Source organism: Solimicrobium silvestre, assembly GCF_002976435.1.
GTDB lineage: Bacteria > Pseudomonadota > Gammaproteobacteria > Burkholderiales > Burkholderiaceae_D > Solimicrobium > Solimicrobium silvestre.
The window spans coordinates 1-11,612 of the sequence record NZ_PUGF01000018.1 but is presented as its reverse complement, the minus strand read 5'-3'; the positions used below and the strand labels follow the sequence as shown (position 1 = coordinate 11,612).

11 protein-coding genes are annotated in these 11,612 nt (G+C 48.3%); 8 read left to right on the top strand and 3 right to left on the bottom strand.

Going from position 1 to position 11,612, the window contains the following annotated elements:
- Positions 1–2 precede the first annotated feature (2 nt).
- The 7 genes from S2091_RS16905 (at position 3) to flgL (ending at position 7,693) form a co-directional block, all read left to right on the top strand.
- On the top strand, positions 3–743 hold the full coding sequence (locus S2091_RS16905) for a flagellar basal body rod protein FlgF (protein ID WP_105533134.1): 741 nt from the start codon (positions 3–5) through the stop codon (positions 741–743).
- 66 nt (positions 744–809) lie between these two features.
- On the top strand, positions 810–1,601 hold the full coding sequence (gene flgG, locus S2091_RS16900; protein ID WP_105533133.1) for a flagellar basal-body rod protein FlgG: 792 nt from the start codon (positions 810–812) through the stop codon (positions 1,599–1,601).
- 30 nt (positions 1,602–1,631) lie between these two features.
- On the top strand, positions 1,632–2,336 hold the full coding sequence (locus tag S2091_RS16895; RefSeq protein ID WP_243405466.1) for a flagellar basal body L-ring protein FlgH: 705 nt from the start codon (positions 1,632–1,634) through the stop codon (positions 2,334–2,336).
- Positions 2,337–2,375: 39 nt separating this feature from the next.
- Positions 2,376–3,455, top strand: a complete 1,080-nt coding sequence (locus tag S2091_RS16890) for a flagellar basal body P-ring protein FlgI (protein ID WP_243405473.1) — start codon at positions 2,376–2,378, stop codon at positions 3,453–3,455.
- 13 nt (positions 3,456–3,468) lie between these two features.
- Complete coding sequence (gene flgJ, locus S2091_RS16885) at positions 3,469–4,362, top strand: flagellar assembly peptidoglycan hydrolase FlgJ (RefSeq protein WP_105533131.1); 894 nt, start codon at positions 3,469–3,471, stop codon at positions 4,360–4,362.
- Positions 4,363–4,476: 114 nt separating this feature from the next.
- A complete protein-coding gene (gene flgK, locus S2091_RS16880) occupies positions 4,477–6,453 on the top strand; it encodes a flagellar hook-associated protein FlgK (protein ID WP_105533130.1) in 1,977 nt (658 codons plus the stop codon).
- Between the two features lie 16 nt (positions 6,454–6,469).
- Positions 6,470–7,693 carry a flagellar hook-associated protein FlgL gene (flgL, locus tag S2091_RS16875; protein ID WP_105533129.1) on the top strand — a complete coding sequence of 408 codons (1,224 nt, stop codon included), beginning with the start codon at positions 6,470–6,472 and terminating at the stop codon, positions 7,691–7,693.
- On the opposite strand, the gene S2091_RS16870 is transcribed toward flgL, so the two are convergent.
- From S2091_RS16870 to S2091_RS16860, 3 genes are all read right to left on the bottom strand, one after another.
- Entirely contained in the window at positions 7,694–8,533 is an 840-nt protein-coding gene (locus S2091_RS16870) for a PhzF family phenazine biosynthesis protein (protein ID WP_105533128.1), read from the bottom strand.
- Positions 8,534–8,604: 71 nt separating this feature from the next.
- Positions 8,605–9,249 (bottom strand): LysE family translocator, encoded by a 645-nt coding sequence (locus S2091_RS16865; protein ID WP_105533127.1) that lies wholly within the window; start codon positions 9,247–9,249, stop codon positions 8,605–8,607.
- A gap of 48 nt (positions 9,250–9,297) precedes the next feature.
- Positions 9,298–9,921, bottom strand: coding sequence for a glutathione S-transferase family protein (locus tag S2091_RS16860; protein ID WP_105533126.1), 624 nt, complete (start codon positions 9,919–9,921; stop codon positions 9,298–9,300).
- A gap of 115 nt (positions 9,922–10,036) precedes the next feature.
- Here S2091_RS16860 and S2091_RS16855 point away from each other — a divergent pair, with 115 nt between their 5' ends.
- A complete protein-coding gene (locus tag S2091_RS16855; protein WP_105533125.1) occupies positions 10,037–10,924 on the top strand; it encodes a LysR family transcriptional regulator in 888 nt (295 codons plus the stop codon).
- Positions 10,925–11,612 lie beyond the last annotated feature (688 nt).

Genomic DNA, 11,612 nt, shown 5'->3' with positions numbered 1-11,612 from the left:
GTATGGATAAATTAATCTACACAGCCATGACCAGCGGTAAGCATACGATGGCTCAAATGGATACGGTATCGCATAACCTGGCCAATATCAGCACCGATGGTTTTCGGGCGCAATTGGATTCATTTCGTGCGGTGCCGGTGCTGAGCACCGATTTGCCAGTGCAAACTTTTGTGGTGGACGCAACGGTGGCAACCAATTTTGATCAGGGCGTTACGCATACAACGGATCGCACCTTAGATGTATCGGTACAGGGGCATGGTTGGTTGGTGGTGGAAGATGCCAATGGTAAGGAAGCCTACACGCGGGCTGGTAGTTTAAAAACGGATCAAAATGGCGTGCTGCAAACGCAACGCGGGTTAAATGTATTGAGTGACTCTGGAGCGATAACGCTTCCCCCGGACGAAACAATCACCATTTCTAAAGACGGTACCATTTCAAGTATCCCAATTGGAAATAAAGTGGCAAATGGCACGATAGTCGGGCAATTGAAATTAGTTAATCCACCTGAAAATACATTGGTGCGTGGCGATGACGGATTGTTCCGGGCCAAAGATGGGACAGTTGCTGACGCTGATATCAATGTGACGGTACTCAGTGGGTCAATAGAGAATAGCAATGTTAACCCTGTCGAATCACTAGTTAATATGATTACGTTGGCACGGATGTTTGATATGCACATTCAGTTGCTGACAGACGCCCAGACTGACGACGCAAAAGCAAGCACGATAATGGCGTTGAGCTAAAAATAGTGAGAGAAGTTAAGTAAAAATAAGTTTGATTCTGTCGTTGTGAAATAACCGGAGAATAAAATGATACGCTCATTGTGGATCGCTAAAACGGGGATGGATGCACAGCAAACTTCGATGGATGTGATTGCGAATAATTTGGCGAACGTCAGTACAACTGGTTTTAAAGGTACCCGAGTCATTTTTGAAGATTTGTTATACCAGACCATACGGCAACCTGGTGCGCAAAGTACCCAGCAAACGCAGCTGCCAAGCGGCTTGCAAGTGGGGTTGGGAGTACGCCCAATTGCCACGGAACGTATTTTTACACAAGGTAATCCGCAGATGACCGGTAATGCGCAAGATGTGGCGATTAATGGTAATGGTTTTTTTCAAGTGCTGATGCCCGATGGCTCAACCGCCTATACGCGTGACGGCTCATTTCAGCTAGATAATCAAGGTCAATTGGTGACTGCCAGTGGCTATCCAATCCAGCCAGCATTAACAATTCCTGCCACTGCCACTTCATTAACAATTGGCAGCGACGGCGTGGTGACGATTACCCAGCCGAATTCGCAATTGCCGGTACAGATTGGTGCATTGCAATTAGCTACGTTTGTGAATCCGGCTGGTTTGGATTCTATTGGCGAAAACCTGTATTTGGAAACCGGATCTTCAGGTAATGCGAATACTACCGTGCCAGGCCTTAACGGTTCTGGGACGTTGATGCAAAACTATGTTGAAGGCTCGAACGTGAATGTGGCAACCGAGTTGGTGAATATGATACAGACGCAACGTTCTTATGAAATGAATAGTCAAGCCATTACTACCTCTAATCAAATGTTGCAGCGCTTGGTAACAATGGCACAAAGTTAGATTGGTAGTGTGATAGAGGCAGGTGTCATTATGCGGCAAACTTATTTGAATAAACCCGGAAAAACACAGTGGAAAATGTGCAGTGTTTTACTCGGTGTCGTGTGCAGTTTAGTGGGTTGTGCCATAACCCCCAAGCCCATCATTGACCAGCCGATGTCGGCGCGGCCATTGCCAGAAGCGCCTCATGACAAAGGTAATCCGGGCGCTATTTTCCAAGCTAGCAATTACCAGCCATTGTTTGAAGATGTGCGAGCACGGATGGTCGGGGACAGCATCATCATTACGATTGCAGAAAATACCAGTAGCACTACTACCACAGGGAATACCACCAGCAAAACATCGGCAACCAGTTATGCCGCACCGAATTTATTTGGCGCGACTGCGGCAAAAACTGCCAAATTATCTTTAGGGACCACTACCGGTAATAGCTTGACGGAAAAAGGTGGCGATAATTTTGGGAATACTTTTTCAGGAACGATTGCGGTCACCATCACCGAAGTTCTGCCGAATGGGAATTTTAAAGTGAGCGGCGAGAAGAAGCTCGCGTTTGATCGTGATACCGAATATGTCCGTTTTTCCGGTGTGATTTCACCGACCACTATTGCCGCGGGCAATATCGTGTCCTCTACCCAAGTTGCCAATGCAAAATTTGAATATCGTACTAATGCGCATTTAGATAGTTCTGAATTGATGTCGATTTTAGACCGGTTTTTCTTAAGTTTTATTCCACTGTGATGCCATGAGGATGTGATGAAGCTGCCCGCACAATTCTGGATGTTGATACTACTTATTTTTATAAGCGGGGAAACGCATGCGGAACGAATTAAAGATTTGGCAAGCATACGCGGCGTACGTGAAAATCAATTAATTGGTTATGGCTTAGTGGCAGGTTTGGATGGCAGCGGTGACCAAACCACCCAAACACCATTTACCACCCAAAGTATTATCAGCATGATGCAACAGTTAGGTGTGTCGCTCCCGCCCGGCACGAGTTTGCAGTTAAAAAATATTGCTGCGGTCATGGTGACAGCTAGCCTGCCTGCCTTTGCCCAACCTGGCCAATTGCTCGATGTGACGGTGTCATCAATGGGTAACGCTAAAAGTTTAAGCGGCGGCACCTTGCTTATGACCCCGTTAAAAGGTGCTGATAATAAGGTGTACGCCATGGCGCAAGGTAACGTACTGGTTGGGGGTGTTGGTGCTGCAGCGGCTGGTAGTAAAGCGCAAATTAATCATCTCAGTGTCGGGCGAATTTCGGCCGGTGCAACGGTCGAACGTGCCGTACCTAGTACCTTGGGCAGTGGGGAAATGATTCATCTTGAATTAAATACCTCCGATTTCTCAACAGCTACCCGGATAGTTAATGTGTTGAATCAACGCTTTGGTGCCGAAACTGCCATGGCTTTAGATAGCCGGGTGATTAAAGTTCGCGCACCAATTGACGCAGACTCGCGGGTTGCATTTATTGGCGACCTGGAGAGCCTTGACGTGAACCCCGCACAAATGGCCGCCAAAGTTATTTTGAATGCCAGAACGGGTTCGATAGTCATGAATCAGGCGGTAACGTTAGACAGTTGCGCTGTGGCGCATGGCAATTTGCAAGTGATCATTAATGCCGAATCTAAAGTCAGTCAGCCAAATGCATTAGCTGCGGGTAAAACCGAAGTGACTGAAAAAGCCGATATTGAAATTAAAAAAGAACCAGGTTTGGTCGTGTTGGTAAAAGCAGGCGTGTCGTTAGCTGAAGTGGTGAAAGCGTTGAACTCAATCGGCGCTACACCGCAAGATTTATTAGCGATACTTCAAGCGATGAAGGTGTCAGGCGCATTGCGTGCTGAGCTAGAAATCATTTAACGGAGCTTGTGCCATGACTACGCCAATCGACGGAACCGAAAAATTAGCTGTTGACGCAAATAGCTTAAACGACTTGCGTCGCGCTACCAATCAAAATTCACCCGCAGGCGTGAAGGCGGCAGCTAAACAGTTTGAAGCTTTGTTTGTTGGCATGATGTTAAAAAGCATGCGTAAAGCAATGCCGCAAGACGGACCATTTGATACTGAACAAAGCAAAATGTTTACTTCCATGCTGGACGAGCAGCTTAGTCAAAAAATTGCGGCACGCGGCCTTGGTTTGGCGGCGGTGCTAGAAAAGCAAATGCTGAATAACGCAGCGTTGCAATATACCTCTAAGCATTCCACCTCCGTGGCTAACCCTGTCCCAACCTCTGAGGCAGATCCAACCTCCATTACCCAGCATGCGCAAAGCCTTAAAGCAGCATCACCCGGCTTGAGTAATTCTCAAGCACAGGTTCAGGCCTTTCAGCATAAATTATCAGGCTACGCGCAGCAAGCCAGTCAGGCGACGGGCATACCTGCCAACTTTATGTTGGGTCAGGCGGCATTGGAAAGTGGCTGGGGTAAGCATGAAATCGCCACCACGAACGGGCAGCCTAGCCATAACTTATTTGGCATTAAAGCCGGAAAAAATTGGACTGGTAAGGTGGTAACAGCAGTCACAACTGAATATTGCAATGGCGTTGCAACTCAAAAAGTAGAGAAATTTCGCTGTTATAACAACTATGGTGAAGCGTTTAATGATTATGCAAATCTACTTCAAGGGAATCAACGTTATAAAAATGTATTGGCGAATGCCAAAGATGCTTATGGTTTCGCACAAGGTTTACAAAAGGCCGGATATGCCAGTGATCCTGAGTATGCAAACAAATTAATGAGTGTTATTGCCAAAACTTCATCCACGTAATTCAAGTTTTCTTGAAACTGGTCGATATGGAAGTACGGTGAGCCGTTGAAGGGATTTAAATGCGCGAATTTAAAAACGAACATTTAAAGTAAGAATTTTTAAAGCGAGTAGGTTATGGGCGTCAATATTTTACAAATAGGAACCAGCGGTCTGCAGGCGGCAGAGATAGGCATTGCCACCACTGGTCAAAATATTAGTAATGCGAATACGCCTGGCTATAACCAGGAAGTAACGCAACAGGCGACTTCGCCAGAGCAGGGTTTTAGTTTTGGATTCCTGGGGCAGGGTACACAGGTTGATACTATTACACGGGATTTTAACGCCTTACTTGCTCAGCAAATTAATACCACGCAATCTGCCTCAAGTCAGATAACCAGCTATTCAAACCAGATTACCCCGATTGATAATATGATTGCCAACCCAAGCGCGGGATTATCGCCGGTGCTGCAATCCTTTTTTTCATCGTTACAAAATTTATCCTCTAACCCTGCAGGCGTCGCTTCACTGCAAACTGCCATGTCTGGCGCGCAAACACTGGTGGCGCAATTCCAATCATTGCAAACGGAATTAAGTCAAAGTAGTAGTAACGTTAATTCGCAAATATCTGACGAAGTCAATACCATCAATACCGATGCGCAGCAATTGGCGACGGTGAATTCCGCAATTCAAGTCGCTTATGGAACTGCCAATAATCAACCGCCAAATGCGCTGCTCGACCAGCGTGACGCTCTGGTGAATAGCCTGAGTAAAGAAACACAAGTAACCGTCGTACCGGTTGGCAATCAATACAATGTTTTCATCGGTAACGGGCAACCGTTAGTGGTTGGCGCAACCGCGAGTACACTCCAGACCGTACCATCTGCGGCTAATCCTGCTAATTTGGAAGTGGCCTACACCATTAACGGTAATGCAGTGCCAATCGGTGAAAGCAGTTTGCCGGGAGGGACCTTGGGTGGTTTGTTTGCTTTCAGGACTAACTCGTTGGAACCGATACAAAATGCCTTAGGCCAGGTTGCTATCGTTTTAGGATCTAATTTAAACGCACAAAACGAACTAGGCCAGACCATAAACGGCACCATGGGACAGGCGTTGTTTACCGTTGCGTCGCCAGTAGTCAATGCGAATACCGGTAATACAGGTAATGCGGTCATCTCGGCCGCAATTACCAACCCAAGTGCCTTAACTGCCGATAACTACAGCCTTACTTACAATGGCGGCAATTACAGCATCACCGACACCACAACTAATACGGTCAAATCGACTTTTGCCGCGTTTCCAGCGGTCCCGACAGCGGGTGTCAATGTGATTGACGGCGTTACTTACACGCTCACTTCCGGTGCGATGGCGGCGGGAGATAGTGTTTTAGTTTCCCCCACATTCGGCGGTGCTGCCGGCTTTGGCCTAGCAACCACGGACCCGACTCAAATAGCCTCCGCTGCGCCGATTGCGACCAGTTCTGCCACAACCAATACAGGTACCGGCGTGATGACACCAGGTTCTGTGACAACCGGCTATACACCTGCCGCAGTTGCTCCGCCCATTACGCTGACCTATGCCGCATTAACAAATTCACTAAGCGGTTTCCCCGTTGGTTCAACCGTGGTGACGACTGTGAATGGCGTTTCAACTACCTATGCCGGTTATGTGGCTGGCACGCCCATCCCCTATACATCGGGTATGAGCATGACATTTAATAATATGGCAGTCGGGTTGTCAGGAATCCCAGCCAACGGCGACACCTACACCGTCGGCCCGAATACCAACGGTAAAGGCGACAACCGCAACGTGTTGTTGATGAACGCGCTGTTGACACAAAATACAATGAATAACGGCACTACGACGTATCAGGGAGCTTATGCGCAAATGGTGAATTCGGTCGGCAACACGACGAGTCAATTGACGACCACCGGAACCACTGAAACCAATTTATTGACGGCAGCGCAGCAGCAACAGCAGTCAGTTTCCGGTGTTAATTTAGATCAGGAAACAGTTAATTTATTACAGTACCAGCAGGTCTATGAGGCCTGCGGCAAGGTGATACAAGTTGCCAGCCAAAATTTCTCTACTCTTTTGAGTTTGAACGGATCATAGCTTAGCAGGTGACATCATGCGTATCAGTACCAGTAGCCTTTACCAAAATGCCGTAACTAATTTTAATAACATGCAAGCGGCCATTGCGACATCCATTAATGAAGTGGATTCGGGCATTTCCTTAACTTCGCCTTCTGTCGACCCAGCGGCCGCTGCACAAGTGTTGGTGGCTGGACAGGCTAGTGCGGTGAACACTCAGTTTGGCGTGAATCGACAAAATGCGACGAATGCATTAAGCACTTCCGATGGCGTATTGTCGGGCGTCACCAACATGATGCAAAGTTTGGAGAGTCTTGTTGTTGAAGCCGGTAATGGTAGCTTGGCTCCGTCTGATCGTGCCACAGTCGCACAACAGTTTCAGAGCGGTATAAGTCAGCTGATGAATTTGGCAAATTCGACTGACTCGAATGGTAATTACATGTTTTCAGGAAGCACATCAGGCGTGCAACCTTATACTGTGACGAGTAACGGTGGTCAATACAATGGCAATCAAGAAACCCAGATGCTACAGGTTGACTCTTCCCAACAGCTTCCTGTGACCGTGGTTGGCAGCTCTATTTTTGGAAATATCCAGGTTTCTCCCAACGCTTATTTTGGTATCCCGAATGCGGCGAATGTCTCAACGGCGACCATTTCTTCAGGTACGGTAACCAATGCGGCCTTGGTTACGGATGATAATTATTCAGTCACATTTACGTCGCCAACCGCCTATAACGTCACCGACACAAGTACTGGCGCAGCGATTTCAACTAACAACGTGTATACCAGCGGTGCGCCGATCACTATCGGCGGTGTTCAATTTAATGTTACCAACGGCGCGGGGCCAACAGGTGTGCCTGTTGCAGGCGATCAGTTTGCAGTGCAACCCGGTAATCAAAATATTTTTCAAGCCTTGACCAATATCATGACGGCGCTGAATAAACCCACCGTCACCGCTGCGGACCAAACCAATTTAGCTAATAGTGTTGCCCAGGCAAATACCAGTATTTCTGCCTCCTTGAATAATGTGCTGGATGTGCGCGATCAACTGGGTAATTCGATGCAGCAGATTACTTCTTTAAATAGTGTCGGTACGACTGTAGATTTAGCTTATCAAACGACAATCAGTAACCTGCAAGACGCCAATTACGCCCAAGTTATTAGCCAGTTATCGGAAGAGCAGTTTACTTATCAGGCAGCACAAAAAGCGTTTGCGGCTACTTCCCAGCTTTCACTCATTAGTATGCTGCCTGTTGCTTAACTAGTTAGCCATGATTCGAGCGCTGCCAGAGACGCGAATTGAAGCGCCAATTTGCGAGGTAATCTCGGCCTGCAAGAGTGACCGGCAGCCCATATCCTCACCTTGAATGATGTTGATTTTTCCTTGGTGGGGCCAATGTATATCCCGCAAATAGCCGGCGAATGCCGCCGTGGCAGCGCCAGTTGCCGGATCTTCATACACTCCGCCGGACGCAAACGGATTGCGGGTGTGGAATAACTGGTTTGTTTCTGCAAATGCCAACAGAATCGTGGCCATACCAGCGCCATTCATCAGTCGTCTCCCTGCATCAAGATCGTAATGCATCGCCCGTAATGTTTCCCTATCTTTTAGACTCAGAACCAGATGCTTAGCGCCTCCATGAATAATGGCGGGTGCGATCCTTGGGTCCAAGTCGTTATGCTGCAATCCAAATAGCGCTAAAGCATCGGCCAGCAATGCGTCGCTGACAGCCTCGCTATGCGTTGTTGGGGATTGCAAAGCAGCGGCGATAAGAGAGCCCTGTCGTTTGCCTTCAACAGTAATATTTGCGTGGTTTAACGTGAGTTCAAATAGCCCGTCGCCGTGAGCTAATGCCAATGCCGCGCCCAGGGCAATGGTCGCATGGCCGCAAAATGGCACTTCAGATTCCGGCGAGAAATACCGTACACGCCATCCATTGCCAGCAGACGCTGCAAACACTGTTTCGGAAAATCCGACTTCGTGTGCAATGCGTTGCATTGTTGCTTCGTCCGGAAGTTCCGTACCGATCCAGACGCCCGCTGGATTCCCACCTTGTTCGCCGTCAGAAAATGCCGCGATATTGAGAATGTTGTGTGCCATTGTTGTGCATCCTTAGTCAGGGTGAAGTTAGTGTGAGGTTGGCGTGAGGTTAGTTCGAGATTATTGCGAGGTTAGTGCGAAGTTATTGTTAACACGGCGCACCCAAGGCCAATAAATATCAAACCACTGGCACGATTAAGGTAGCGCATACGCGTTGTGCCCATCATCCCATTGGTCCCAATAATGCTACTTCCCATGCGCGTGGCAAGTGTGATGTAGAACAGGTGCGAAGTCACTACACAAACCACAAAGGTTGATGTTAGCAACAGGAAGCGCACCGGGTCGGGATGACTTGTTTGGATGAACTGCGGGAAGATGGCCGTAAAGAACAGAATAGCCTTGGGATTAGTCAAGGCAACTAGCAGGCCATGCAGAAATACTTTGCTGCGGGTACTGGCAATAGCTGTAGTTGTTTTGGGCTGAGCTGCAGCGGCCTTGCTGCGCCATTGCCGAACTCCAAGGTAAATCAAATATCCGGCACCGATTATTTTTAATACGCTAAATGCCATTGTCGACGTTTGCAGAAGCAGACCCAAACCGGTGATGGCAACGGTGGCTACTATAAATACGCCCAGCGCATTTCCCGCTGAGCTATACAGTGTGCGGCGTGCGCCCAATGTGACGGAGGTTGATATCGCCAGCAATACACCCGGCCCAGGACTAAAGGTCGCTGCGAGTGAAACAAATAAAAAGGTGATCCAGGTCGCTAATGGCATTGCATGCTTTCGAATTTACAAGGGAAGGGAGCTCAAGCTACGCATCAATTACGGAAGCCCATTTCTTCCATGCTGCATAAATCCGTCCCGCTCACTCAACCGCGCATAATAAATGTCCACTGCCGACAACTGCGGACGCTCAATCGGCGCAGCCATCCAGCGATGTACGGAAAGCCCCAGCACAATATCGGCCAGCGTAAACGTCGCTCCGTTGGCATAGGCCCCGGTGTTGGCGAGTTGTGCGTCAAGAATTGCCATGTGCCGATTCCATGCCAACACGCTCGCCGTGATAGCCGCCGGGTCTTCATGCGCGGCACTGCGACGAACCAAGGCCATGAAGGCATAGCGCCAGGCGTTATTTAACTCGGTTGCCTGCCAATCCATCCATTTTTCAACCTGTGCTCTAGCTAGTGGTTCAGCAGGCAGCAGATCCACACGCTGATGCTTGCCAGCCAGATAGCGACAGATGGAATTCGATTCCCAAAGGGTAGCTGGGCCGTCCTGGATAACCGGCACCATGCCATTAGGATTCAGGCTCAGGAAGTACGGTGTGTTGGTTGCCTGTGCGCCCGCTCCCCATTGTTCCAGATCATAGGGAATGCCGATTTCTGCACAGGTCCACAACACCTTACGTACGTTAATCGATGAAGACTTACCGAGAATTTTTAGCATAGTGACTTGATTAAAAATAAGTGGTTGGGAAAGAACATGTCGAAGTATAGTTCTATTCAAATTTGAGATAAATACACTATTATTTAGAACATTATTAACCTGTGATTATTAATCAATGGATAAATTACGCAGCATGGAAGTGTTTGTCGGCGTGGTCGACGCTGGCAGTTTTAGTGCCGTTGCCCGGGCATTCGATATGTCAACCGTCATGGTCGGTAAATACATTGCCGACCTTGAGCAGCGATTAGGAGCACGGCTATTGAATAGAACCACGCGCCGGCAAAGCCTGACTGAAATCGGCGAACTGTATTGCGAGCAATGTCGCCAGATTCTGGCACAAGTTAGCATCGCCGAGTCCGGAGCCGAAGCGATGCGAGCCACTGCGCGCGGAACGCTAAAAGTCTCCGCACCGGTAGCATTTGGCAGTGAATGCTTAGCACCGGCGATGGCAACCTACTTAGAACAATATCCTGATGTGAGTATGGATTTGGAGCTGAGTAATCGCTTGTCCGATGTAGTGGAAGAGGGGCTTGATGCAGCCGTGCGGATTGGTCAGCTGGACGATTCTGCCATGATCGCGCGGCCATTGCGTCCTTATAAAATGGTTATTTGCGCTTCAGCTGCCTACTTGGAACGTTTTGGTACTCCTAAAACGCCAGACGATCTGGCACAACATCAATGTCTGGATTTTCTGCATTGGCGACGTCATGTACGCTGGCGATTGAATCAGCCTGACGCTGCGGCAACGCTGCCTGCGAGTCGCTTTCGTTCTAACAACGGGCAGGCTTTGAAGCAGGCCGCTTTGGCTGGCGTTGGCATCATGATGCAAGCTGAAATCGTACTGGCTGATGACATTCAGCGTGGGCGGTTGATACCGATATTAGAAGAATTCATCCCGATTCCTCGGCCTATGCATTTGATTTATCCGCGTGATCGGCAACCGACTCCTAAGCTCACTACGTTTATTGAATTTGTTGTGGAGCGCTTTGGGGTTGAGCGGTAGTTTCTTGTTTAAGCTGTTTTTTGGAATGAAAGGCTGTATTTTTAGTGGTTTTAATATATACCCCCACTTCCAGCCTTATATTCGCGGCTGAAGTGAGTTACGGGACATATGGGATTTACAGACAATAAAGTTGCTATATTTCAATTTTTCAATTACTGTCTTTGACTTAGGAATGGGAGCAATGTGCAGAAGGGGCCGTTCATGATTTTGGTGTGATCGTCGCTTCGCGTTAAGGGTTGTCAGTCATCTGCCCACCACTGAAGCTCGCCCAAGCAACAGCAATCCCTGCAGGCAGGTGTCGGACAAGCCCCGAGGGAGGAAACCGCGTAAAACAATCCGTGCATTCAGAGTGAGCGACGGTCTATGGGGATTTGGTGGTTAATTCTGGTGATTGTGATGACCACGAAATGCTGTTGATCAGTGACAGCAGGAATTAGAGAGCTGCTGCGCATACTCAATCTCACACTCATTTGGCGATTTAGCAGGTCATCCACAGTGCATTTACAGCGTACAACAATATCGCCCTGTATCGACGATGGTCGATAACGATTTGGCAGAGGTTGTGTCAAAACGCAGTCTTGTTCGCCATCAAAAATAATCCTAAAAAATTACTCAACGATGTAAACAGAAATCCCTCTCAAGCGTTATATAAAAAGTCGAATCCACGTTAAGGAGCGTTGATGAAGCG